Origin of the sequence: Thermofilum pendens Hrk 5 (assembly GCF_000015225.1) — an archaeon.
GTDB lineage: Archaea > Thermoproteota > Thermoprotei > Thermofilales > Thermofilaceae > Thermofilum > Thermofilum pendens.
This window is the reverse complement of record NC_008698.1, coordinates 1,171,896-1,194,877: the sequence shown is the minus strand read 5'-3', so window position 1 is coordinate 1,194,877 and position 22,982 is coordinate 1,171,896. Positions and strand designations below refer to the sequence as shown.

The 22,982-nt window shown below is 60.0% G+C and carries 23 protein-coding genes; 12 read left to right on the top strand and 11 right to left on the bottom strand.

The annotated features are described in order from the left end of the window. Positions 1-45 precede the first annotated feature (45 nt). Genes TPEN_RS06445 through TPEN_RS06435 form a run of 3 tightly spaced genes read left to right on the top strand, consistent with a single transcriptional unit; the run spans position 46 to position 3,203 of the window. The gene (locus TPEN_RS06445; RefSeq protein WP_011752920.1) at positions 46-1,449 is read left to right on the top strand and encodes an ABC transporter substrate-binding protein; all 1,404 of its coding nucleotides are present in this window, start codon (positions 46-48) and stop codon (positions 1,447-1,449) included. 51 nt (positions 1,450-1,500) lie between these two features. Further along, complete coding sequence (locus TPEN_RS06440; RefSeq protein ID WP_011752919.1) at positions 1,501-2,376, top strand: carbohydrate ABC transporter permease; 876 nt, start codon at positions 1,501-1,503, stop codon at positions 2,374-2,376. Then, positions 2,373-3,203 carry a carbohydrate ABC transporter permease gene (locus TPEN_RS06435; protein ID WP_011752918.1) on the top strand — a complete coding sequence of 277 codons (831 nt, stop codon included), beginning with the start codon at positions 2,373-2,375 and terminating at the stop codon, positions 3,201-3,203. Before TPEN_RS06440 ends, TPEN_RS06435 begins: the two co-directional genes overlap by 4 nt. A gap of 267 nt (positions 3,204-3,470) precedes the next feature. On the opposite strand, the gene TPEN_RS06430 is transcribed toward TPEN_RS06435, so the two are convergent. Then, entirely contained in the window at positions 3,471-4,625 is a 1,155-nt protein-coding gene (locus TPEN_RS06430) for a radical SAM protein (RefSeq protein ID WP_011752917.1), read from the bottom strand. 88 nt (positions 4,626-4,713) lie between these two features. On the opposite strand from TPEN_RS06430, the gene TPEN_RS06425 reads away from it, so the two are divergent. Both TPEN_RS06425 and TPEN_RS06420 read left to right on the top strand, forming a co-directional pair. Further along, a complete protein-coding gene (locus TPEN_RS06425) occupies positions 4,714-5,142 on the top strand; it encodes a DUF86 domain-containing protein (protein ID WP_011752916.1) in 429 nt (142 codons plus the stop codon). Beyond that, a complete protein-coding gene (locus tag TPEN_RS06420) occupies positions 5,117-5,560 on the top strand; it encodes a nucleotidyltransferase domain-containing protein (RefSeq protein ID WP_011752915.1) in 444 nt (147 codons plus the stop codon). The genes TPEN_RS06425 and TPEN_RS06420 overlap by 26 nt, the downstream gene beginning before the upstream one ends. A 17-nt stretch (positions 5,561-5,577) precedes the next feature. Here the strand turns inward: TPEN_RS06420 and TPEN_RS06415 are convergent, their stop codons facing one another. The 7 genes from TPEN_RS06415 to TPEN_RS06385 form a co-directional block, all read right to left on the bottom strand. Further along, the gene (locus tag TPEN_RS06415) at positions 5,578-6,810 is read right to left on the bottom strand and encodes a hypothetical protein (RefSeq protein WP_011752914.1); all 1,233 of its coding nucleotides are present in this window, start codon (positions 6,808-6,810) and stop codon (positions 5,578-5,580) included. Positions 6,811-6,818: 8 nt separating this feature from the next. Beyond that, complete coding sequence (locus TPEN_RS06410; RefSeq protein WP_011752913.1) at positions 6,819-8,645, bottom strand: phosphocholine cytidylyltransferase family protein; 1,827 nt, start codon at positions 8,643-8,645, stop codon at positions 6,819-6,821. A 277-nt stretch (positions 8,646-8,922) separates the two neighbouring features. After that, positions 8,923-9,891, bottom strand: a complete 969-nt coding sequence (locus tag TPEN_RS06405) for an ABC transporter ATP-binding protein (protein ID WP_052885228.1) — start codon at positions 9,889-9,891, stop codon at positions 8,923-8,925. Beyond that, positions 9,891-10,889, bottom strand: a complete 999-nt coding sequence (locus TPEN_RS06400; protein ID WP_011752911.1) for an ABC transporter ATP-binding protein — start codon at positions 10,887-10,889, stop codon at positions 9,891-9,893. Before TPEN_RS06400 ends, TPEN_RS06405 begins: the two co-directional genes overlap by 1 nt. Further along, positions 10,886-11,992, bottom strand: coding sequence for an ABC transporter permease (locus TPEN_RS06395; RefSeq protein WP_052885398.1), 1,107 nt, complete (start codon positions 11,990-11,992; stop codon positions 10,886-10,888). Before TPEN_RS06395 ends, TPEN_RS06400 begins: the two co-directional genes overlap by 4 nt. A gap of 11 nt (positions 11,993-12,003) precedes the next feature. Continuing rightward, the gene (locus TPEN_RS06390; RefSeq protein WP_011752909.1) at positions 12,004-13,062 is read right to left on the bottom strand and encodes an ABC transporter permease; all 1,059 of its coding nucleotides are present in this window, start codon (positions 13,060-13,062) and stop codon (positions 12,004-12,006) included. A gap of 44 nt (positions 13,063-13,106) precedes the next feature. Further along, on the bottom strand, positions 13,107-15,257 hold the full coding sequence (locus tag TPEN_RS06385) for an ABC transporter substrate-binding protein (protein WP_011752908.1): 2,151 nt from the start codon (positions 15,255-15,257) through the stop codon (positions 13,107-13,109). Between the two features lie 329 nt (positions 15,258-15,586). Here TPEN_RS06385 and TPEN_RS06380 point away from each other — a divergent pair, with 329 nt between their 5' ends. The 3 genes from TPEN_RS06380 to TPEN_RS06370 are packed head-to-tail and all read left to right on the top strand — an operon-like array spanning position 15,587 to position 17,365. Beyond that, positions 15,587-16,285 carry a hypothetical protein gene (locus tag TPEN_RS06380; RefSeq protein WP_011752907.1) on the top strand — a complete coding sequence of 233 codons (699 nt, stop codon included), beginning with the start codon at positions 15,587-15,589 and terminating at the stop codon, positions 16,283-16,285. Further along, on the top strand, positions 16,246-16,743 hold the full coding sequence (locus tag TPEN_RS06375) for a hypothetical protein (protein WP_011752906.1): 498 nt from the start codon (positions 16,246-16,248) through the stop codon (positions 16,741-16,743). The genes TPEN_RS06380 and TPEN_RS06375 overlap by 40 nt, the downstream gene beginning before the upstream one ends. Positions 16,744-16,756: 13 nt before the next feature. Then, positions 16,757-17,365: a hypothetical protein gene (locus TPEN_RS06370; RefSeq protein ID WP_011752905.1), complete on the top strand. Its 609-nt coding sequence runs from the start codon at positions 16,757-16,759 to the stop codon at positions 17,363-17,365. On the opposite strand, the gene TPEN_RS06365 is transcribed toward TPEN_RS06370, so the two are convergent. Beyond that, on the bottom strand, positions 17,357-17,800 hold the full coding sequence (locus tag TPEN_RS06365) for an RpiB/LacA/LacB family sugar-phosphate isomerase (protein WP_011752904.1): 444 nt from the start codon (positions 17,798-17,800) through the stop codon (positions 17,357-17,359). The genes TPEN_RS06370 and TPEN_RS06365 overlap by 9 nt on opposite strands. A gap of 48 nt (positions 17,801-17,848) precedes the next feature. On the opposite strand from TPEN_RS06365, the gene udp reads away from it, so the two are divergent. Then, positions 17,849-18,721 (top strand): uridine phosphorylase, encoded by an 873-nt coding sequence (gene udp, locus TPEN_RS06360; protein WP_011752903.1) that lies wholly within the window; start codon positions 17,849-17,851, stop codon positions 18,719-18,721. On the opposite strand, the gene TPEN_RS06355 is transcribed toward udp, so the two are convergent. Beyond that, complete coding sequence (locus tag TPEN_RS06355) at positions 18,718-19,557, bottom strand: hypothetical protein (protein ID WP_011752902.1); 840 nt, start codon at positions 19,555-19,557, stop codon at positions 18,718-18,720. The two genes, udp and TPEN_RS06355, sit on opposite strands and share 4 nt — an antisense overlap. Before the next feature lie 332 nt (positions 19,558-19,889). Here TPEN_RS06355 and TPEN_RS06350 point away from each other — a divergent pair, with 332 nt between their 5' ends. The 3 genes from TPEN_RS06350 (at position 19,890) to TPEN_RS06340 (ending at position 21,670) form a co-directional block, all read left to right on the top strand. Continuing rightward, a complete protein-coding gene (locus TPEN_RS06350; RefSeq protein ID WP_011752901.1) occupies positions 19,890-20,630 on the top strand; it encodes a LamG domain-containing protein in 741 nt (246 codons plus the stop codon). Between the two features lie 14 nt (positions 20,631-20,644). Beyond that, positions 20,645-21,118 (top strand): YbaK/EbsC family protein, encoded by a 474-nt coding sequence (locus TPEN_RS06345; protein WP_187146316.1) that lies wholly within the window; start codon positions 20,645-20,647, stop codon positions 21,116-21,118. Between the two features lie 150 nt (positions 21,119-21,268). After that, complete coding sequence (locus TPEN_RS06340; protein ID WP_011752899.1) at positions 21,269-21,670, top strand: CopG family ribbon-helix-helix protein; 402 nt, start codon at positions 21,269-21,271, stop codon at positions 21,668-21,670. On the opposite strand, the gene TPEN_RS06335 is transcribed toward TPEN_RS06340, so the two are convergent. Then, positions 21,650-22,954 (bottom strand): SPASM domain-containing protein, encoded by a 1,305-nt coding sequence (locus TPEN_RS06335; protein ID WP_011752898.1) that lies wholly within the window; start codon positions 22,952-22,954, stop codon positions 21,650-21,652. The genes TPEN_RS06340 and TPEN_RS06335 overlap by 21 nt on opposite strands. Positions 22,955-22,982 lie beyond the last annotated feature (28 nt).

Below are 22,982 nucleotides of genomic sequence, written 5' to 3'. Positions count from 1 at the left end.
GTTTTGCGTAAAGAATTTATATAAGCTGTTCAGTTATTACAACACGTGAGCCAGCAGGCAACCAAGAAGAAAGTTTCGCCGCTTCTAATCGCCGGAATCCTGGTAGTCATAGTGGTCCTCGTCGCCGCGGCGTTCCTGCTCTACAAGCCTCCAGCCGCCCCCACTAAGCCCTCGAAGATAACGTTCTACACGTGGTGGGCCGGGCTCGAGAGGTTCGCCATAGACGCGCTTATCGGCAACTTCACGAAGAATACGGGGGTTGCTGTTGAAAAGACGGCGGTACCCGGAGGCGCGGGGGTAAACGCTAAGTACGCCATCATAGCGCTGATAATGGCCGGGAAGCCCCCGGAGGCCTTCCAGGTACACTGCGGGCCCGAGATGATTAGCTACTTCATGGCGGCGCCACACGGAAAAGACGACTTCGTCGACCTGACCTCCGTCGGGCAGGAGATAGGCCTCACGGCGACTCCTCCCGGGCAGGTGTGCATGCTGAGCGGGCGCCTCTACACGCTCCCAGTGAACCTCCACAGGGCTAACCTGATCTTCATGAACAAGCAGGTACTCGACAAGTACGGCGTAAAGCCTCCGACCACGATCGACGAGCTGAACGCCGCTTGCAGCAAGCTCAAGGCGGCGGGAGTACCGTGCCTCGTGCAGGCAGGAGCGGACCAGTTCACGGTGCTACACCTCTGGGAGCAGATATTCCTCGCCGTGGCGGGACCCGATAAGTTCATAAAGTTCATGTACGGGACCCTCGACCCCAACGACCCCAGCATAACCCAGGCCACCCAGATATTCCTCGGCTACGTTGACACGTTCCCGCCGGACTGGATGGCCCTCGACTGGACCTCCGCGGTAGACAGGGTGGTAAAGGGCATGGGAGCCTTCCACGTGGACGGGGACTGGGCTGTCGGGCTTATCTACAACGTCTACCCGAACGTGAAGATGTGCCCCATAGACGCCATTACCCCTGACTGCAACATCATAGTGGCGCCGTTCCCGGGCACGCAGGGCATCTACAACATGGTCATCGACGCCGTAGCCGTGCCCAAGGGTCCCGCCCAGGACCTCGGAGTCCAGTTCGCCAAGTTCTTCGCCTCGAGGGACGGTCAGAAGATATTCAACCCGCTTAAAGGCTCGATAGCGTGCTACGCGGACCTACCGACCGACATATACCCGACCTCGATACAGAAGTGGGAGGTAAGCCAGTACGCGGCTTCCAAGTCGCAGGTATTCAGCATCACGCACGGTGCCCTGTTCTCCGACGTCTGGAGCAAGCTTCTGAGCGGCGCAGTGCTCCTAGCGCAGACAAAGCAGACCTCGATGTGGTACTCGACCGTCAGCGACGCGATTAAGCTCGAGAGACAGCTCTGGGAGCAGAGCGGGCTCTTCCTGGGAACCCCCGAGAAGCCGTTCGCCGGCTACCTCCCGCCCTGGGCAAAGAAGTAGAAAACCAAAAAATGTTTTTATTTTTTGATCCTCTTTTGTGGTGATCCTAGGATGCCTCTCAGGCTGATTAAAACTCGCGAGCTCCTAGTATTCCTCAGCCCCCTCCTGGTATTCGTCGCCGTAATCTACTACGGGGTGGGCTGGAACTTCTGGCTATCGCTCACCTCGTACTCGATCTACCGCCCAGTGCTAGAGTTCGTCGGGCTGAACACGTACGCCCAGCTCTTCTCGGACCCGGACTTCGTGAACGCTCTCGTGAGAACCCTGGCCTGGGCCTTGCTACTGGTCCTCGGCGGCAACGTGCTGGGCCTGGTTATAGCCAGCTCTATCTTCCAGCTGAGGAGCAGCAAGCTTAGATCCGTGCTTACATCCTACTTCATCTACCCAATGGCGGTGCCCTTGGTCGCGAGCGGGGTGATATGGCGGTGGCTCTTCGACTCCGTGAAGGGCTTTAACGCCGTCCTAGCGCCGCTGGGCTTTCCCAGGGTAGAGTGGCTCAGCGGGAACAACGCTTTCTGGAGCCTCGTCCTGGTATCCCTCTGGGTGTACTCCGGCTTCGTAGCGCTGATGTACCTCGCCGCGTTCTACAACGTCCCGGCGAGCGCTATAGAGGCTGCGCTCGTAGACGGTGCCGACATGCTGACCGTTATGGTTAAGATAGTGATACCCGCGTCGAAGCTTGGGCTGATACTCGGGGTCGTATTCTCCACGCTCTTCGCGCTACAGATGTTCGACCTGCCGTACTCCGTCCTCTACATAAACCCGTTCACCTCCACCCTGGTAATGTACCTCTACAACAAGTTCGCGTACATGGTCTTCAACCTCTCGGCAGCCGCCTGCATATTCCTCATAGCCCTCTCGGCGTCGATAGCAATACCCTACTCTACCTACGGCCTGAGGAAGTGGATCCTCGGGGTGGTAAGGTGAAGGCCGAGTACGCGGCGGCAGTACTGCTCCTACTGCTGGGAGCCCTCTGGGCGATACCGCTCTACGCCTTGGTGGCCGGCTCGCTCAAAAACCTGGCCGACGCGATGGGAACGCCCGTACTCCAGCCACCCTCCCAGCCAGACTTCGGGAACGTGGTTGCGGCGCTCGAGAAGTTCTCCTCGACTATAGCCCTGACGGGGCTCATAGTGCTCCCAGCGGCGTTCGCCGCGACGCTCCTCGGCTCGCTCTCAGCCTTCGCGATAAGGCTGTACGGCGGCAAGGTAGCGGACTGGCTACCAGTGGTAATCGCCCTGACTACCTACATTCCCTACCAGGCGATAATAGTCCCGCTAGTCTCCGTGATCAGGCAGGTGGAGGTAGCCACGGGTATACCCCTCTACGATACCTCCCAAGGGCTCTTCCTAGTGCTCCTCGTGTACTACACTCCCATGGCGACTCTCCTGATGTTCATATTCTCCAACGCTATGCCCAGAGAGCCCATAGAGGCCTCCCTCGTGGACGGCGCAGGCCTGCCGACTATTTACTGGAGAGTCGCGCTACCGCTCCTCGGGCCGGGCTTCGTCTCCACGCTGATATTCCTACTGATAAACATGTGGAACAACCTCTTCATCCCGCTCTCCATGACGAGAGGATACGAGAAGTTCGTCACCCTGAAAATCTTCAGCTACGTGGGACAGGCGGGAACGATCTACAACGAGATGTTCGCCGCCGCCCTCATAGGCTCGCTCCCACCGCTAGTAGTATTCCTCTTCATGAGCAAGTACTTCATCAGAGGCATGCTCACACTAACGGGTAGATCCGCCTAACCGAGAAAAAGAAAAAACTTTATTTACCCAATGCTACTGGGAGGCGCCCTCCTCCTTGGAGGCCTTTCTCCGGCTACCGCAACCCCTCTTCTTGCCCGCCTCCCCGGCGCTCTCCGACTTCTTCTTGGGCATCCAACCACCGACAATACCAAGACCTGCCCGGTATTTTTAGCTAACTGTTAACTTAACCCATCGAACCTCCATCAAGCTACCAGGGAATGCTACGTAGCTGATGACGATGAAGAGCACGGTGTAGTTTCAGAGGCTCTAGTAGTAGTCGCCGAGCAACCACGGGTTCCCGATCCTCACCCTCAGCAACCCCTCCTCCCTGGCAACCCTCGCGGCTTCCTCGGCGTGCCTCCTGCTCGTCGGGGGTAGGTCGAGCATCCTGTGGTCGGGGTGGAAGGCGAGCAGGGTGTACGGGATGTCGGGGGAGAGGGATGCGAGGAAGCGCGCGATAGCCCTTACCTCCTCCTCGTCCACGTAGCCGGGGACTAGGAGCGTGCTGGCGGTGAACAGCGGTACCTCCGGCCTCTCCTTGGCGGCCTCGGCGACCCTCCCGGCGTTGTCCAGCAGGGAGCCCTGCTCGACGCCTGTTAGAGCCCTGTATATGCCCGGGCTCCACGCCTTCAAGTCGAACTTGACGGTGCCGCCGCTCCTCAGGGAGGCTTCGATGACCCTCGGGAGAATCTTAGGGCTGAAGTGCCCGTTGGACTCCCAGCAAACCCTCATAATCCTGCCCCTAGCCCTCTCGAGCAACTCCCTGGTGAAGGCGAGCGCGTGCAGTACTTGGGGGGCGGGGTCGCCGCCGAAGAAGCAGACGCAGGTAACCCTGGGGTCTAGCGCGGCCTCGAGTAGCTCTTCGACGCTGACCCTCGGGGACCTGGAGACGGCGTTCCTCCTGTAGAACCAGTTCTGGCAGAACGCGCAGTTGTGGTTGCAGGCGCCGTAGAAGACGGCCAGGTTCACGTACCCCTCCTCGCAACCAGGCCTAACCGCGTACCTGGGGTAGCCGGCCCCCGTGGCGCCGGGGCAGAACCAGAATGCTACGCAGTTCGTCGGGTGGGGGTCGTAGTAGTACTCGAGCACGCCGCTCCCGGGTTGCCCCGAGAGGTGGACAATCCTCCCGCCCTCGTTCTTCACGAGCCCGCAGTAGCCCAGCCCGCCCTCGGGTATCCTGCAGCCCAGGTTGCACAGGCCGCACGGAGTGCCCCGAGGATCCCTCGGAGGGTCGGGCGGCAAGCCTAGAGAGGCCCTCTCCTTCCTGTGGCCCTCCAGGGCTACCTCCACCGCCCCGGGGTCGCTCCTCAAGCACTCGGCGCACACCCCGATAGCCTCCGATACCAGCATGGACTTTTTACCGCAGACCTTGCACTCCTTCTCGGAGCTCCAGAGCTTCCTGTAGAGGCTTATCCTCCACATCGCTACATGGAAGATGCGTGGCTAAGGCTTTAAGCCTCGCGCTCGCGCGCGGCAAGGCTTATCTACCGGGTATGCAGTTAGGGAGACGGTGTCGAGCGGCGAATTAAGCGCCGAGGACAAGGCGCTGGTGAGGAAGGTTCTCTACGAGGTCGAGCAGGCGTTGGGAGTTCTAAGGCTGTGCGCCGAGAGGGGTGTACGGGACCTAGCCGACGCTTTCGCCCTCAGGTACGCGGTGATACAAGTAGTGGAGGGGCTGGCAGTCATAGCGTCAAGGCTGGCCGAGCTCCGCGGAACAGTCGTAGAGGGCTACGTGGAGGCTATGAGCTTTCTAGCGAGAGCAGGGATCGTAGATCCGGCTGTGGGCGAGGAGCTCGTAAGGCTGGCTAGGCTCAGGAACCTCTTGGTTCATAGGTACTGGGAGGTGAGCGACGAGAAGATTTTAGAGGAGGCCCGTAAAAGCGGTGTGAAAACTGTGGAGGAGGCGGTGAAAAGTGTCAGAAGGTTTGTTGAAGGGTAGGAGACCCTTCAGGGTGACGGAGGAGCTTAGGGAGGCCGTGAAGGGTAAAGTGAGGAAGGTCCTCGAACCTAGAGAAGAGGTAGCCCTGGCCCTGATATTCGGGAGCTTCGTCAGAGGGGGGTTCGCGAGGGACGTAGACCTCGCCGTTTACCTCGCTAGGAGCGTGGACCTATATGAGGCGGCCGAGTACTCTGAGCTCCTGGGCAGGGTTCTCGAAAGGGAGACCGGCCTACCTTTCGACGTGGTGGTACTCAACGTGGCGGGAGAAGGGCTCTTAGCGAGAGCCATGAGGGGGGAGAAAGTACTCGTAAGGGACCAGTTGCTCTACCACGCCCTCAGGATGCTGGTAGCAGAGGCTGCCCGCTTCACGGGGATGACAGTACCTAGGGCCGGCTCTAAGCCCTCCCACGACGGCTAGATGCTTGTGTCGATACCTTAGTCTTTCCTAGTGCTTTTACTCAGTTCTAAGAGGCGCGAGAGGCCTGACGCTTTGTCGACGTTCCTTGCATGTTTTAACGCTCTCAGCGAGTAGAACGTAGCCGTTATAAGCGCGTGTGCAAGCGCCGCTAGCAGACCGCAGAGCGGTTGTCCGAGAAGCGAGGAGACGAGGAAGTAAATGAGATAAACGTTCCGCCTACCGTCGATGGCGGCAAAAGCCCTGTCGAATCTGGAGTAAGCCGTAAGGGGTATACCCATCGTCATTTTAAACTGCATGTACACGTGCCGGACGAAGGTGTCCACGACGAGAAAGGCAAAGCCGAGCATAAGGGGTAGGTGAGATCCCGTGTCTACGAACAACCTCCAGGCGAGGAAAGCATACCAGGTCTGCTCGTATAGCGCGTCGAACGAGTGCTCGAGGCTACCCACCTTTGAGGGAAACCTGACCCTTGCCAGCTTCCCGTCTACCCCGTCCAGAACTCCTACGAGGTACGCCGCTACGAGCGCCAGGGGCAAGCTCGCCTGCAGTATAAAGAATGCTACCATAAACGCTAGTAAGTCTACGAGGAGTGTAACCCTGTTAGGCGTTACCCAGCTGTGCTCGCATAGCATTTCGACTACCCTGTCCTCAATTACGGTGTTCACCCGCGAGGTTATGTGCAACCTTTTACCAGCCCTTTTGACCAGCAACTTTTTTACTTCGCGTGCGTCCAGGGGGTCACGGATCTTAACGCAAAGAGGCTCCACTTCACGCTTGAGCTCAGGATCCATAAAGGCTATTTCTCGGACGCTTACCCGTTTGAGCGAAGACTTCTCGAGCTCGCCTAGTATTACCGGTAGTTCACCAGCACTTTTACCCTCTAGCCTCGCGCTGGCTTTCCGCAGTACCCACACCTTTCCTCCACTCTTCTCGTCGAGCACCACCGTGTCCTCTTTAAACGTACTAGCCGCCCGCACCAGTGCTACGTCGATAATAGTCGATGCCTCTAGCAGGACAGCGTCTCCCAAACCCTCGACCCGCGCCGCTGAATCCAAGTACGTTACCCTGGCGTTCAGCTCTCTCCCGTCGCCTAACGCCGATTTTACGCGGCTCGGGGCATTCACGCAGACTATCTCCCTTACGCCCCCCTGGATGAGCGCAGCTATTACGCGGAGGTAGACCGGTACGCCGCACAGCTTTAGCTCATAGCAACAACGATCCTCCTCCGTGAACATTACAACGCCCTTCATTGACATGCTCACCCGGAGACAAAACGGGCTATAGCGTGTACTATGCGCTTAAGCGTGTCCTCGAATACCCTGAAGAGAAGCCTCACCAAGTCGTAGGAGATAAGGGCAAAAAGCGCGACGATAACTATCGTTAGAACCCTGTAGAGCACACCGCCAATACCGGGTATGTTCTTGAGGCTGGGGAGGAGGAACCATGTAAGCACTATTAGCACCAAGTACACGGACTCTACCAGTATACGCCTAGCAGTGTACCTTGTTACCCCGAGTTTCTCGACGAGTCTTGTCGCCAGGGCGTCTAGCAGGCTAAAGAGAGGTTCCAGGATCTTATAGCCATAGTACACAACGGCGGTTAACTGCGCGACCGTTAGAAGAGTCCCCACGCGTAGCGAATATTCATCGACTTGGAAGAGGACGTCCGATGAGAGGGGGGAGAGCATCGTAAGCACAGCTAGAACCACCGCTAGCTTCACCACATTCGTTACAAGGGACTCGATTTTCTCGGCGATCTCGTCAACACGAACCGCGGGGATGGGTACATGGGAAGGCTCTTTCCCTCTGGCAAGCCCAGATCTACGCGGCTTAAGCCTTAAAGCTATGTGCAACCAGGGCATTAGTGCGCAAAAGGCTACCCCGTAGATCGCCCCACCCACGAAAAGAGAGAGCGAAAGCACGATAGTAGCGAGAAGCTTGGAGACCAGTAACCCTGAGTAACCCTCCGCGCTTGCCATTCTGGGGAGCCCGGCAAGCGAAGTGAAAAGTATCCCAGCCCCCGCAAGCACAGACAAAGGCCATGTATCGGCAAGCCTTGAGACAAAAGCCGCTAAGGGTAGTGTAGCGAGGAAATCTACCTGCGATATCGCCGTGACGTCCCACGATGCTAGCACTGCTAGCTCGCGTAGAAGTTCGCTCGCTACTACGTGCACGGCTAATAGGGGAAACATTAGAAGCGCGTTGCTCTCCACCTGTGGGAGAAGCAGAGCCCACGATGCTAAAAACGCCGAAGCCCAGCTAGTAAGCATGGCGGGTTTCAGCAGAGAGTTCTTTAAGGCGAGCATCGAAAGCCTCGTCGTTAGGGGTTTCAAAAGAGCTCGCGAGAGGGGATCCCCAGTCCTCTTCGCTAGCTCCCTGAGCTCCACCTTCTCGACGAGTTTCCTAGCCTTAACGAGGTCCTCGGGGGTGTCGATATCTTTCCATAAAAGCCCCGTAACGTCTACGTAGTCGACCTCCTCTCCCTTAGAGGCGGCGAATCTCAGCACGTCGGCAATAGATGCCCCTGGACCTTTCTGTCTGATCACTTCCTCGATAAACTCTTTGGCTCTCCCGCGCGCCATTATCGCCCCTGTATCGATCCCGTACCGGGGCGCCGCATCTTTGCCAGCGTCCCTAACCAGTCCTCCTTCGATTATAACTTTCAAACCTTCCACAGCCTCGGAGCGGGAGGGATTCCTGTCGAGACAAACGGTAAACGACGCTTTGCTCGCGTGTTCTGCAAGCCTCATCAGTACTTCCTCCTCGAATATGTGGTCAGACATCAATATCAGGAACTCGTCCCCGACTCTTGTGAGCGCCGTGTACACGCTGTAGAGGTTCCCAAACCCGCCCTCGAGGTCTACTGTAACGACTTCGGCTAAGCCGGCGAGATGCGAGGCGAGAATATCCTTCCACGTCCTTCTCGTAACAACCACCACCTTCCTAGGAGAGAGAGCCATAACCCTTTTCAGTATGAAGTCGATTATAGGAAGGCCGGGCCTCAGTTCCATGAGTGTTTTCGGCATTTCCTCGGAGTAAGGCCTAAGCCTCGAAGCCTCGCCTGCCGCTACAATAACTACGTCCATGCTCCCCTCTTACCGATGAATTCCACTCTAATATGTGTGTCTAAACACTAAGGGAACATTAGTTGTTATTATTACGTACCTCTACACAGAGGCTCAGAGGACTCTGTGTCGAAAAGTAAGAAGAGGGCTGGAGGCTACGAGAACAGCTAAGCTAGACTAAACTCCTCACCCTCTCTGAATAAACAAAGGTTTACAGCATCAAAGCCTGCAATCATCGAAAGAGAAAACACTGTTAACCGGCGACGCCGGGGAGTAACAGTGTAGTGACTAAGGGGCGCTAGCCCTTGCTGTACAGCCAGCACGCGACGAAGTGCCCGGGCTCTGCCTCGACTACGGGCGGCTCGCCTGTCCTGCACTTCTCCGTCGCGTAGGGGCACCTGGGGTGGAACCTGCAGCCGGGCGGCACGTTTATAGGCGATGGCGGCTCGCCCGGTATTGCCAGCCTTTTCCTCGCCCTCGCGTACTTGGGGTCGGGCACGGGGACCGCGCTTAGCAGGAACTTCGTGTAGGGGTGGAGGGGGTTCTCGAAGACGGCGTCCGAGGGTCCTAGCTCGACGATCTTGCCTAGGTACATCACGGCTATCCTTTGGCTCATGTACTTCACGACGCCTATGTCGTGGGAGATGAAGAGGTAGGAGAGCTTCCTCTGCGCCTGGAAGTCCTTGAGCATGTTGAGTATCTGTGCCTGGACGGAGACGTCGAGCGACGACGTCGGCTCGTCAAGCACTACGAAGCTCGGGTTGAGGAGGAGCGCCCTCAGTATGGCTACCCTTTGCTTCTGCCCACCGCTGAGCTCGTGGGGGTAGCGGTAGAGGTGCTCCCGCCCCAGCCCCACGCTTTCCAGTTGCTTGGTTATGAAGTCCTCGGGGTCGTCGACGGGTATATTGTGCTCGTAGAGAGGCTCGCTCAGGATCTCCAGTATGGTCATCCTAGGGTTCAGCGATGTGTTGGGGTCCTGGAACACTATCTGGGCCTGCCTCCTGAACTGCTTCAGCTTCTCGCCCTTCAGAGCGGCTACGTCCTGCCCCTTGAAGAAAACCTTCCCACCGGTAGGCTCGAGGAGCCTGATCACGACCCTCCCCAGCGTGGACTTGCCGCACCCGCTCTCCCCAACGAGCCCGAGAGTCTCGCCCTCCCTTATCTCGAAGGAAACCCCGTCGACGGCCTTGACCGTTTTGGAGAAGCTACCCCTAACCTTGAAGTACTTCTTGAGGTCCCTAACCACTACCAGCTCGGACACTCCCATCACCTCTTAGCGTGCAACCAGCAGTGGACGACGTGCCCCCCACCCAGGTCTACCCGCGGGGGGTCCTCCCTGCTGCAAACCTCCATGGCGAAGGGGCACCTCGGAGCGAACGGGCACCCCGGCTTCATGTCTATCAGGTTGGGGACAGTCCCCGGGATCGACTCGAGGCGCTCGATCTTTTTCAGCGGGTTCGGGACGGAGCGGAGGAGGAGCTGCGTGTAGGGGTGTGCCGGCGACTCGAACACCGTGTACACGTCCGCCGTCTCCGCTATCCTCCCGCCGTACATGACGTAGACCCTGTCCGCCGTCTCGGCGACGACGCCCAGGTTGTGGGTTATGAGTAGCAGGCTCATACCGTACTTGGACCTGAGGTCCTTCAGGAGGTCGAGTATCTGGGCCTGGACAGTCACGTCGAGGTTTGTCGTGGGCTCGTCCGCTATGAGTAGGCGCGGCTTGTTCGCAATAGCGGTGGCTATGACTACCCTCTGCCTCATCCCGCCGCTCAGCTCGTGCGGGTAGTTCTTCACCCTGACCTCCGGGTTCGGGATCATGACGTCCCTTAGGAGGGAGACGGCCTCCCTGAGCGCGTCCCCCTTGGGGACGCCTCTGTGCTCCGTTATAGTCTCGGCTATGTGGTCCCCCGCCGTGTAGAGGGGGTCGAGCGCGCTCGAAGGGTCCTGGAACACGTAGGATATCTCGTCGCCCCTTATCTCCCGGACCTCCTCCGGGGAAAGCTTCAGCAGGTCGACCACCCTGCCGTCCCGCCTCCTGAAGAGAACGCTCCCGGACTCTATGCGCCCCGGGGGGTCTATGAGGCCTGTAAGCGCCTTCGTGAACACGGACTTACCGCTACCCGTCTCGCCCACCAGGGCTACGCTCTCGCCCTCGTAGACGTCGAGGTAGGCGTCCGTGACCGCGTGGACGACGCCGGCGTACGTGTAGAACCTGACGGTTACGCCCCTAGCCGAGAGCACCTGCCTGTCCTCCAACGCGCTCATGGTCTCACCTCTATCTTCGCCTTAAGCTCTATGGAGCGCCTCGTCTTCGGGTCGAAGACGTCCCTGAGCGCGTCCCCCACGAGGTTCCACCCGAGGGATATGAGTAGCAGGGCGGTCCCCGCCTCCACGACTATCCACCAGCTCCTCTCCGGGAAGAACTGCCCCGCCTGGGATATTATCAGCCCCAGGTCCGGTACGGGCGGCTGGGGGCCGAGCCCCAGGAAGGAGAGAGCCGCTGAGCTCAGAGTGGCTGTCGCGAAGTCGAAGGTTACCATGACGAGGAGCGGGGACATGATGTTGGGGAGGACGTGCCTGAAGAGCACCTTCCGCGTCGACAGCCCGAGAGCCCTCGCCGCCTCTATGAACCCCTGCTCCTTGACTGTCAGCACGGAGCCCCTAACTACCCTCGCGTACGGCGGCCACCAGACGAGTATGAGCGCCAGGAACACCGAGAGGAGGTTCGCCAGGTTGGGCGCGTCCCTGGGGTCCAGCGCGAACATGGATGCGACGAGCCCTGTGAACGCGGGGTTGGACATCATGAAGTCCCTCAGGGAGAGCCTCAACGTTAGGCTGAAGGCTATCGCGAGTATTAGGCCCGGGAAGGCGAGCATCATGTCGGTAAACCTCATTATGGCCTCGTCTACCGCTCCTCCGAAGTAGCCGGAGACGAGCCCGAGGACTACTCCCAGCACGGCGCTGGTAACGACGATTATCACGCTCATCACGAGGGATATCCGGAAGCCCCTGATCACCAGGCTGAGCACGTCTCTCCCGTACTGGTCCGTACCCGCGGGCGGCAACCCCTCGCAGTTACCGAGGCACGGGGGGTGGGGTAGCTTGCCGGCGAGGTCCGGGTTCGAGAGCACTGGGTACACGTCGTAGGGCTCCCACGCTATGAAGGGGCCGAAGATCGCCAGGAAGAGCGTGACCGTGACGAGAGCGAGCCCCGTCAAGCCTATCTTGGAGGACGAGAAGACGTACAGCGAGAGCTTCGTCTCTACGAGCTTGGACTTGTTTTTCTCGAGCCAGCCGGGCGAGAGCCTATCCCTGAGCCTGGCGTAGGCGTCTATAAGCCTGCTACCCAGGGCGTAGACGACGTTCACGCTTACCACCCCTAGTACCTGACGCGCGGGTCTATCAGCGCGTAGACGAGGTCTACCAGGAGGTTCATCACGATGTATATCACCGAGAATATGAACGTCCCGGCGATTATTATCGGGAAGTTCAGCCTCGTGATCCCCTGGTACATGTAGAGCCCCATGCCGGGGATATTGAAGACAGTCTCCGCTATCACGGCGCCCGTGAGCAGGCCGGCGAAGTTGAGGCCGAGAATCGTGACTATAGGCGCGAACGCGTTCTTCAAGGCGTGCCGCCATATCCTGCCGCTCGTAAGGCCCCTTGCCCTTGCAAAGAGGATCGCGTCCGAACTCAGCGCGTCGAGCAAGCTGTTCCTAACTATCCTCGCTATGAAGCCGCCGGAGAGGAGCCCCAGCGCCAACCCCGGAAGCCACATCCTAACGAACGTCGCAGAGACAACCCCCAGATCCCCGCACATGAGACCGCCGAACATCGGGACCTGGCCTACCGCCCACACGACGTAGCCCAGGAGGGGAACCGCGTTCCTGACGGAGTCCAGGCTGGCGGCGCACGCTGGAGACAGGGAGGGAACCCCGGCTAGTAGCGAGGCTCTCACGTAGACGTAGAACGCCAGTATCAGGAAGTAGTAGAGCACGAAGGCCGGCATGGAGCTCCCGAAGAGCGCGAATACCCTTACGAAGAAGTCCACGAAGCTGTCCTTCTTCGCCGCTGCCAGTATCCCCAGCGGTATGCCTATAGCCACTGTGAACAGCATGCCGAATATAGCCAGCTCGACGGTTATCGGGAACCTCTGCGCCACCTGCTGGACGACGGGGATACCCCTGGTGGGGTCTACGAGCGTGCCCGTTAGGAGCTTCTCGACCAGGAAGGCGAACTGCTCGTACCACGGCGCGTCGAACTTGTACTCCTTCCTCAGCCTCTCTAGGGTCGAGGGGTCCATGAGCTTCTCCCCTACCCACGCCCTCACGGGGTCCGTGGGGATAACGTAGGCTATGAGGTAGGTTATGAGGAGCGCCCCGAGGACGCTCGGGAGAAACGTTGCAAGCCTCCTCACCAGATAGCTAGCTAGACCCATCCACCTTCACCCGAGAGAAAAACGGGAAATTTAAAAAAAAAAACTTATGGTTTGAAGCCATACAGCTCCTGCCAGAGCGTGGCGTTCCAGTAGTAGGGGTTGTACTTGAGGAGTATGTAGCTGTCCTCCTTGTAGTCCGCAACGTAGTACGGCCCCGTGGATACAGGCTTCGTCGACAGTAGCTTGAACGTCGCGTCGGTATCGCCGACACCGACGTACTTAGCCCACGCCGCGGGGTTCCTGCCGTTATTGGAGTCGGCGAGGGCGGCCTGGTACTTGTCTCCGAGCGCGTACTGCATCGGTATTATCGAGCCTACGCCCGTCACGAATATCTGCAGTATCGGCACGTACGGGAAGCGTAGCTTGAACTTCACGACCCCGGCTGTGGGGCCCGAGTAGCCGAAGAAGTCGAGTAGCTCCTTGAGGCTGTGGACTTCCGCCGACTTGCCCTTGTACACTGTTACGAGGCCCTGGGACTTGGCGATGCTGTCTAGCTCGCTCTCCGTGAGCACGCTCGAGGCGTTGACGTCTATGTAGCTATCGATCATCCACTGGGGTCCTCCGGGCAGGTTCAGCCTAACGGCGCGCCAGATGCTGAACAAGGCGTCCACGGCGGTTATGGGGTACGTCTTGTTGTTCCACGGATCGTAGGCCTTCACGTTGCCCCTCATCACGAAGTAGAGGTCCGTCATGTCCTTGCTGAACGCCCAGGCCACGGAGAGCTCCGGTATGGGCTCCGTGTCCTCCTTCCACATCGTGACAAGCTTTCCGTATATGTGCCAGAAGATCTCCCAGCCGAAGCTCTCGTAGGACTTGGCGGGGTCGAAGGTGTCCGGCCAGCCTATATCGCCGATAACCATCGTCTCGGGGCTGTTCTTAATGTTGAGAACGCCCGTGTCGACAACCGGGGCGTTGGGGTCCTCCCAGACGAGGTCGTACCTCGCGAAAGTTGCGAGCGGGTAGTACATGCCGTGAACCCACGATCCGTAGTTCTCGCCCGTTATCTGTTGCCCGAGTATCAGCATGGTTGCCTGCTTGTTGAAGTAGATGACGGCGGCCTGCATGACGGCCTCTCTAACCGTCGGGTCGATTATCCTCTGGGCCGCCTTGCACAGCGCGCTGAGAGCAACGTCCTTCAACCCCCCGGTGCCGAGGGTAACCATGTTCACGGGCTCCGCCCAGTTAGACTTCGTCGTGTCCCAGTCTACGACGTAGCCGACTGTTATTATCGGCTTGTTCGTCGGTCCCTTGTAGGTGGCGCCTGTGCCCTTCTCTCCCGCTACTACGATGAACTTCTCTGTCTCGACGGTCATGTTGACGTTCGCGAGGTACTTACCGACGTCTCCCGGCGCGACGTTCGAGTGTACCTCTATGTCCTTGAACTCGGCGCCTCCCCAGACGAACGGCATGAGGTAGTCGTCGGGGTCGAAGTAGTCGGGTATCCACCCGAGCAACATCACCTGGTACTGGAAGTGGTCGACGAGGTCGAGGTACTTGGGCCAGGAGTACGACTCCACGGTAACCTTGAAGCCGAGCTGGCTCCACGACTGCTGGAGGAGCGTGGCTATCTGCTGGCGCGCCGTGTTGCCCTCGTTGTATATTATAGTGATCACGTACTTGCCCGGGTCGAAGCCCTTAGCCTTCAGCTGGCTGATTATCTGCTGGGCCTTCGCCATGTCGTACTCGTACTTGTTTATACCGAACTCCGTGTAGCCGGACATCCCCTTGGGGATGATCGTGTAGAGCCTAACGTAGAGCCCGCCGAAAACCTGCTTCAGTATCACGTCGTAGGGCGTCGCGTAGGCCAGCGCCTGCCTGACCTCCGGTATGTTCAGCGGCTCCTTCATCGGGTTCAACCCTATGTACTGTATCGTTAGCTGCGGCTTGTCGGGCCTCCTCACGAGGTGGAGCGTGAAGTTCCCGACACGAGTATTGTTAACGTCGGGCCACCTAGCCGGCGTTACGGCAGCGATGTCGAAGACACCGGTCTTGTACATGTTTATCCTAGTCCCCTCGTCGTTGACGATCACGTAGAGAATCTGCTTGTGGAACGGCTTAGCCACGGCGGCGGGGCCAGCTGGTCCCGCACCCTTCGGGGCCAAGAGGTAGACGGCTACAACTACGAGAATCAACGCAACGGCTATAATGGCGTACAACGCGCTCTTACTCAAGCCCTTTTTCTGCGCCTGTTGCACAACCTAAACTGTCTTTAAGCATTAATAAACATTTTACTTTACATTGAGAAAGAAATACATGAAGAATTCCGTCAAAGCAGGAGTTAAAGCTTTGAATAATAATCAACAGTAATGGGAGGGCCTCGAAGAATATTAGTTTATCGTGAAAACGTGGAGCTCGCTTCGGGAGGGATAAACTAAAAAGACTCCGCGTTATATTTATTAATGAAGCTATCACGCGGCATCCGAAAAGCTTCAGTTAAAGCTAACGCGCGGAGAAGCTTCTACCGGGAACGGCTACGCATGCTACGTTAAAGCTTTATGGCTGCCCGTAGCGTGAGGAGTAGGCTATGCCGGTAGGGTTGGATGCAAGTCTCGTCGAGGAGAGAAGCGAGGTAGACTACTGCGGGTGGGAGGCGGGGAGGCTGGAGGAGGCGCTGAGGTCTGACCCACTGCTTGGAAGAGTGATTGGGCACGCCGAGTGGGAGCTACTGGTCTCGGGCTCCTGGCGCTCGATGGGCTTCACCGGCTGCGTAGCGCTTCTCCGCCTAGCCGGCCGCGTCGAGGTCGAAGGAGTGTTCGCGGACTTCCTGAGGGGGGCGAGCTACTCCGCGCGCGTAGTGGCGGGCGGGCTCCACGTCTTCTACGACAGGGGGCGCGGGAGGGTGGTTCTGCTGGACCCCCTCCTGGGAGGTGGGGAGGGGTTGCGGGCGGACTCGGGGGAGCTCGCGAGGGTGCTCGAGTTTGCCGGTAGGCTGTGGGGGGAGGCTGGGGAGGCGCGCCTGGTAGGCGAGTACTCCTACGGCCAGCTGGGGAGCCTGAGGGTATACGAGGTGCTAACGGCTGGCGGCGCTGCGCTCGTGGGGGTTGAGCCGGGCGGGCGGATCGTTGAGCGCTTCACGGGGCTAGCCGTCCCGGGGAGGCGCGCGACGTTTCCTCCCACGTCGAGAGGGCGCGGGAGGCCAGGTCGAGGGCTAAGTGCGGGCTTGCAAAGCTGTCCGCCGGGGGCGTGTCATTCTACAACTACGACTTCCAGTCCGAGAGGGTAGGCCTGGACAACGTCGACTGGCCCGTCTCCCTGGTTTTCGCGGGCTTCGGGGGCGCCGGAGAGGTTAGGGGCTTGTTCTTCGGTGGAACACCGTACGGCAACGAGATGAAGATGCAGGTCTGGCCGGCGGGCACCTGGCTCGGCGACAGGGGCACAAAGGGCGTGGTCTACTCCCCGACGTTCAACGCCTACCTCTACCTCCACATGCGCGTCTACGAGGTCCGCGCCGGCGAGATCACCGCTGTCGGCACGACGCACTACGACCAGTTCCCCGTGGAGTCGTGGAGCGGCTACACGTCGCTGGCGTCCGGGGACTTCCTCGCTATGGCCGGGCGCAGGGGGCTACGGGTACGCGCCGACGAGCTCTTCCTGCTGAACGCCGAGGGCTTCTCCTTCGAGGAGAACCACCCGAGGCTCCACACGGGGTACGCGGGGCTCGTCTCGCGGGTGGACACGTAGAGGTGCCGTCCCAGTGTACTACGTGGACGTCTCCGCCAAGGCTCTGAGGAGAGTCGAGCGGCTCAGGAAGGCCTGGTACCCCTACGCCGCTTTCCGCCGGGCCGGGGAGCCCGGCTACCTCTACCTCTTCGACTGCTTCGCGGGGGCGCGGGGCGGGCGGCGGGCCCTGATACTCCTGGCCCGGAGGATCCCGGAGGGTGCAGTCAAGGAGGGTGACCCGCCCGTGGCGGCGCCCCTGGTCCCCTCGCGGGACTGCAACGAAGGTATAGTTAGGGGGATCCCGCCGCCCCCGCAGCCGCGCGAGAGGCCTTTAGGCGCGTCCTTCGAGGCTGTCGACTACTTCGCGGTGAGGATGCTCGGCGTCAGGGGGGCTATGCGCAGGGTCGAGGAGTTCTTCAAGGGCTTCGTAGACACGGGGGGCTTGCTCGACGCGATCGCGGAGGAGCTGAGGGTAGGCGAGCTCGAGTTCCGCGGAGTCGTCTACCAGCTAGTAGCCGTGGAGGGCGGCAGGGTCTACCTCGCGGCGGGGGGCAAGGTCGAGAGGCTACGCGTGCTCGAGAGGTTCCTGGAGGTCGACCGGGAAGCCGCGGAGGAGCTGTGGAGGGTCCTGGGCTCACCTTGAGAGGTCCAGCTTCTTCACGAACTCTATGTTCTCCAGCTCGCTGGGGTCCGGCTTCTCGACCGAGAACCACTCGTCGAGTATCTCCTTCGCGACCTCCTCCGAGAGGAGCCTCGCGCTTAGCGCGAGCACGTTGGCGTCGTTCCACAGGCGCGCGCCCCTGGCGTTCTTCGCGTCGGTGCAGAGAGCAGCCCTGACTCCCTTGACCTTGTTCGCGGCTATGCTCACCCCCGTCCCGGTGTAGCACATGACTATCCCCGTATCCACCTTGCCGCTCGCAACGAGCTCCGCAACCTCCACAGCCACTTTTGGCCAGGGGTAGGGCTTCCCCGTCAGCGGGGAGCCTACCAGCACGACCTCGTGGCCCCTGCGCTTAAGCTCCTCTACTACGAACCTCGCTATCGAGTAGTTATCGTCCGCCCCGAAAGCTACCTTCATCGCGTACAGCCTAGCCGCGGGGGGTTAAATCCGTGACGCTACGCTTATATGCCTGGCCCGCGCCGGACCGGAGGGTTGGCGGTGACTGGGGAGAAGGTGCGCGCCCGGGAGCCTTCGGGTAGCGGGGGGCTCCAGTACCACATAAAGTGCAGGCCGGGGGACGTCGCCCCGACCGTGCTCCTTCCGGGCGACCCGGAGAGAGTGCCCTACATCTCCAGCTTCTGGGACGAGTACAGGGAGGTCGCGAGGCACAGGGAGTACGTGACGCACACGGGTAGGTATAAGGGCGTCGAGGTCTCGGCTACCTCCACGGGTATAGGCGGCCCCGCGGCGGCGATAGCAGTGGAGGAGTTGCTGAGGGTGGGCGCGTCGACGTTTATACGCGTAGGAACGACGGGGGCTATACAGCCCTTCATCGACGTGGGCGACGTGATAATAGTCGCGGGCGCCGTTAGGCTCGACGGGACGACGAAGCAGTACGTGAGGGCGGAGTACCCGGCTATCGCGCACTTCGAGGTCGTGGAGGCGCTGATAGAGGCGGCCGAGAGCGTAGGCGCCAGGTACCACGTGGGGGTAGTGGCTTCAACGGACTCCTTCTACACGGGCCAGGCGAGGCCGGGCTTCAAGGGCTACGAGCAGAGCTGGATGAAGGACCTCATACCGGACCTCCAGAGGGCCGGGGTGCTGAGCTTCGAGATGGAGGCTTCAACCATCCTAACGCTGTCCTCGATCTACGGGGCGCGCGGCGGCGCCGTGCTGGCCGTCGTGGCAAACAGGGTTAAGGACGAACTCGTAGAGAACGCTGGCGTGGAGGCTGCTGTGCGTACCGCGAACGAGGCTGTGAAGATACTCCACGAGTGGGACGAGGCGAAGAAGGCGAAGGGCAGGCGTTATGCTACCCCGGGCCTGTTCCGCGCCTAGGCGTTGAGCCCTAGGAGCAGGGATACGAGCACGACGAGCAGTATCACCAGCAGGGTCTCGGCGAGCGTCCTCTTGAAGTGCGTCCTCGCGGCGCTTGAGCGGTACTTCGCCAGCGCCAGGATAGCCGCGCTCACCACGGCGATGGACGCCAGGAGGTTGAACGGCGGGGGTAGCGCGAGGTAGAGAGCTATGGGTACGAAGCCGGCGGCGAGCGTGGCTACACCGGAGAGGGCGGCTGAGAGAACGTTTGCCCTCCGGATCTCCCTGTAGAGCACCCTGTAGAGGCGGCCCAGGAGCTTGAGTGATCTGGAGACTTGCCTCTTGTCCGGGTGGTCGCTCAGGCTGTACGCCATCAGCCTCCTCAGCGCCACTACCTCCGAGAGGTCCTCCGTGACCCCGCCCAGGAAGAAGCTCGAGAAGTTCGTCACAGCAACGGACGTCAGGGCGAGGAGGGATGCGAACACCGTGAGCTTCGAGGAGAGCCCGGCGAGGTGGGAGGAGATTACGGTTATGAGGCCAGTCACGGTACCATCCGTGAGCCCTGCCACTACTTCCAGCACAGGCTCGCTCTTCAGCAACAGGTTCCTCCAGTCCTCGCTTATCTTAAGACCGGCCTCCGTGAGCTCTAGGACGCCGTCCTTGCAAACAACTAAACCCTCGCCGGAGAGCTCGGAGAGAGCCTTCCTAATCTCGGCGGGGTCCAGGCCGACTTCGTTCCCGTAGAGCTCCCTTAGCCTGGACTCTAGCTCGTCTAGCCTCAGCCTCGGGTCGTCCTCCAGCGCCAGCAGGATCGAGATCTTGATAACGTCGTAGAGGTCTTGAACCTCAAATGACATACTCTAAGTACTCCACCTACAGCGTGTATAGCTACACGAGGGCAGTTAAATATCTTTTCACGAGCAGAAAGCGATAGACTTCTTTGCTCGAATTTATACCGGGCTTTCAGAGAACGCTCGGCTTACCGGCTAGCCTAAAAACCGAGACCTCTAACCTTTCTCAAAGTTTTCCGCGTTTCCCGCCGGAGAACCCTGGCAAGAGGTAAAAATGAAGATGCACGCGAGTATCGCGTGCCATAGAGGTCCCCAGGAAAAAGCCTTAGAGCTTTCCAAAACGTTCATCTTCAAGCCATCATAGAAAAGGTTTTAGCCAGTAATTTTCTTCAACCTTGATGGTCGCGGGAAAACCTAGTAAGCTCGTTTTCGACGACTTCCTCGAGAAGAGCGAGTACTGGAAGTACAGGGTCGACAACTACGCTGGGTTCGAGCTCGGAAACAGCGTTCTACGGCTCTGGATGGGGCCCACGGAGGCGCTCTACTACTCCAACGCTGAGCTCTCCGACGGCGCGTTCGACGAGCTACCGTGGAGCCGCGCCGTCTTCGAGGCGAAGATAAGGATGAGCGGGCTACACTACGGCTCGGCTGGCTGGGGGTTCTGGAACCACACTATGGTCTTCCAGACGTGCATGCCCATGTGGTTTATACACTTGCAGAGCAGGGGGCCTTACCCGTTCCAGGGCTTCTTCGCCCAGGTCCGGAACCACTTCGCCCCTATAAAGGTGTACAGGGGCTCGCTGCTACCCTACAGCGTAGCCACCCGCTTGCTCGGGGGTTTACCGGGCGTCGTCGTGCATACCCATAAGCCGTCGATGCAGCACCTCGACTTAACGCAGTGGCATGTCTACAGGGTGGAGTGGGGAGCCTCGGAGGTTAGGTTCTATGTGGACGGCGTGCTCGCGGCGAGGTTGCCGAACAAGGGCTACGAGTCCCGGGCGAGGGCGGACATATGGATAGACAACGCCGTGTTCGGCTACAACCCCAGGGACGCGGGGCAGGTGTACAGGCACTTGACGCAGGAGAACAGGTCGAGGACGTTCCTCGAGGTAGACTACGTGAAGGTGTACCAGGAGTAGCAGCGGTGACCGCGGTGCTCGGCGCGAAGGACCTGGAGTCGTTTCTCTCGTCTGCCGGCCTCCGCTTCGAGATAGTCGAGGTGTCCCGCGCCGCCACGTCGCTTGAAGCCTCCGAGAGCCTCGGGGTAGGCTTGGACAGGATAGCCAAGACCGTAGTCTTCAAGTCCGATGGAGGCGAAACGGTGCTCGTAGTCGTGAGGGCAGACTTGAAGGTAGACCAGTCGAGGCTCGCCAGGCTCCTCGGGTACAGGAGGCTCCGCCTAGCCCGTAGGGAGGAGGTAGTAGAGGAGACTGGGTACGAGCCCGGCGGGGTTCCACCGGTCGGGCACAGGAAGCGCCTCAAGGTCTACGTCGACTCGAGGCTACTCGATGCCGGGGAGGTCTACGCGGGGGGAGGCGACGAAAGGCACCTGGTGAGGCTGGACCTCCGGGAGCTCGTCGAGAAGGGCTTCGCGGCGGCGGTCGAGGTCCCCGTAAAGCAGGCTTAACGACGTGCACGGGGGCTGGAGAGGTAGCTGGAGGAGGATATCGGAGGGCTGAGGGGCTCGGGCTAGCGTAAAATCTCCATTGTTTCCTTTTTCCTGGTTTCGCGCGCCCCGAGCACTGCCTTTATTTACCTTCGTCGCACCAGAATACCTATGAGGCGTATTAGCCTCACGGTGCCCGACGAGGTCTACAAAGCCCTCGAGGAGCTCGCGGAGAGGACGAGGATAAGTAACCGCTCCAGGCTGGTCTCGGACGCCATAATGGCGTACGCCTCGCAGAGCCTGGAGGACGGCGCGCGCTATGCCGGGGCGATAATAGTCCTCTACGACCACTCCCGGGGCGAGACAGTCTACGGGGTCACAGACGCCCAGCACGACTACCCCGAGATCTCCGCGTCGCTCCACATGCACCTCAGCGAGGACCTCTGCCTGGAGGTTCTAGGGGTGCGGGGGGAGGGTGGGAGGCTGAAGAACCTGATCTCCGCCCTTCGCGGGGTTAGCGGGGTGATAACAGTCCAGTACTCGCTCGTACGCCTAGACCAGGCAGTGCGCTAGCCCCGCGCTGTACAGGCACTCGTTGCAGCCCACCTCGTTGCCGTAGCAGTCGAACTCGTTCGCCGATACGTACCAGCAGTTCGAGGTAGCGAAGGGGCAGTCTCCGCACCAGGGCACGTTGTCGGAGAGCTTCCTGCGGGCCTCTCGGAACGCCCTGTACCTCGGGCTTTCCCATATCTCTCCGAGGGGCTCCCTGGAGGCGTTCCCGAATACCACGCGCCTCACCAGCTTGTAGTGCATGTTCGTGTATAGGGGGTGCGTGTAGGCGAGGTCCATGCATGGTACTACGTCCCCGTTCCACAGTACCACCGCGTAGTTGGAGTCTATGTAGGGGCAGGACCTCCTCTTCGCGTCGGCGTACAGCGAGGGGAGCTTCACCTCGACCCCGTACTCTTCTGCGATCCTAGCGGCTTCCTTCAGGTAGAGCTGGACCTCCTCGAAGAGGCTCTTCTTCGACAAAGCGTCCCTCGCTATCTCGGCGTTGACGCTGTAGCCGCTCGACGCCAGGCGGTCTACGAGCTGGAGGTACAGCTTCCTCTTACCCCTCGACGCGTAGGTGTAGTGCAGGAGGAACTCGTCCTGCATGGCTTCACGCGCTAACACGCTCAGGTCCTGCCCGCTCTTCTCGTAGAACTCCACCGAGAACCTGCTAGCCGTCGTGTAAACAGCTTCCCCGACCATCCCCGGCGAGTACGGTACGACGTGCGAGACGACGAGGAAGTCTAGCCCGAGCTCCCCCGCCGCCTCGGCTACCCTCGGAAGCCTCCTGTAGTTAGACTTCATGAGCACCAGCGAGACGCCCAGCCTCACGCCGTAGTCTTCCTTAAGCCTCGCCGCCGACCTAAGGTTCCCCAAAACGTCGTACGACTGAACGCCCACCCTTATCCTGGAGAGGAGGTCCAGCTCAGGCGCGTCCACCGAGAACGCAACCTCGTCTATCCCCGCCCCGAAGACCTCCGCGGCCCTCGCCGGGGACATAAGCGTCCCGTTGGTAACCGTGAGTATGTAGGCCGAGTCGCCGAGAACCTCCCTAGCGTACCTAACCATCTCCGGGAAGCCGGGGTGAAGCAGGGGCTCCCCGAACCCGTAGAGAGCCAGCCTCCTCAGCTTCCCGGAGCCCTCGTCCACCAGCCTCCGGTAAAGCCCGAGGTCCATGAAGCCGAAAGCCCCGCCCCTCCAGGTCCTCCTCACGCACATAACGCAACTCAGGTTGCACTCGTTGGTAGGCTCTACCTGCAGCCCCTCCGGGTACCCCATGAGAACCACTGTAAGACGGCGCCCCATTTAAGCCTTCTCATGCGAAACGCTTTAA

What these genes read in the sequence shown, in the direction of transcription:
- TPEN_RS06440 (WP_011752919.1), top strand. Translation starts at nt 1,501, where the DNA reads ATGCCTCTCAGGCTGATTAAAACTCGCGAGCTCCTAGTATTCCTCAGC.
- TPEN_RS06430 (WP_011752917.1), bottom strand. Translation starts at nt 4,625, where the DNA reads ATGTGGAGGATAAGCCTCTACAGGAAGCTCTGGAGCTCCGAGAAGGAG.
- TPEN_RS06415 (WP_011752914.1), bottom strand. Translation starts at nt 6,810, where the DNA reads ATGAAGGGCGTTGTAATGTTCACGGAGGAGGATCGTTGTTGCTATGAG.
- TPEN_RS06410 (WP_011752913.1), bottom strand. Translation starts at nt 8,645, where the DNA reads ATGGACGTAGTTATTGTAGCGGCAGGCGAGGCTTCGAGGCTTAGGCCT.
- TPEN_RS06405 (WP_052885228.1), bottom strand. Translation starts at nt 9,891, where the DNA reads ATGGGAGTGTCCGAGCTGGTAGTGGTTAGGGACCTCAAGAAGTACTTC.
- TPEN_RS06400 (WP_011752911.1), bottom strand. Translation starts at nt 10,889, where the DNA reads ATGAGCGCGTTGGAGGACAGGCAGGTGCTCTCGGCTAGGGGCGTAACC.
- TPEN_RS06390 (WP_011752909.1), bottom strand. Translation starts at nt 13,062, where the DNA reads ATGGGTCTAGCTAGCTATCTGGTGAGGAGGCTTGCAACGTTTCTCCCG.
- TPEN_RS06380 (WP_011752907.1), top strand. Translation starts at nt 15,587, where the DNA reads ATGCCGGTAGGGTTGGATGCAAGTCTCGTCGAGGAGAGAAGCGAGGTA.
- TPEN_RS06365 (WP_011752904.1), bottom strand. Translation starts at nt 17,800, where the DNA reads ATGAAGGTAGCTTTCGGGGCGGACGATAACTACTCGATAGCGAGGTTC.
- udp (WP_011752903.1), top strand. Translation starts at nt 17,849, where the DNA reads ATGCCTGGCCCGCGCCGGACCGGAGGGTTGGCGGTGACTGGGGAGAAG.
- TPEN_RS06355 (WP_011752902.1), bottom strand. Translation starts at nt 19,557, where the DNA reads ATGTCATTTGAGGTTCAAGACCTCTACGACGTTATCAAGATCTCGATC.
- TPEN_RS06350 (WP_011752901.1), top strand. Translation starts at nt 19,890, where the DNA reads ATGGTCGCGGGAAAACCTAGTAAGCTCGTTTTCGACGACTTCCTCGAG.
- TPEN_RS06340 (WP_011752899.1), top strand. Translation starts at nt 21,269, where the DNA reads ATGAGGCGTATTAGCCTCACGGTGCCCGACGAGGTCTACAAAGCCCTC.
- TPEN_RS06335 (WP_011752898.1), bottom strand. Translation starts at nt 22,954, where the DNA reads ATGGGGCGCCGTCTTACAGTGGTTCTCATGGGGTACCCGGAGGGGCTG.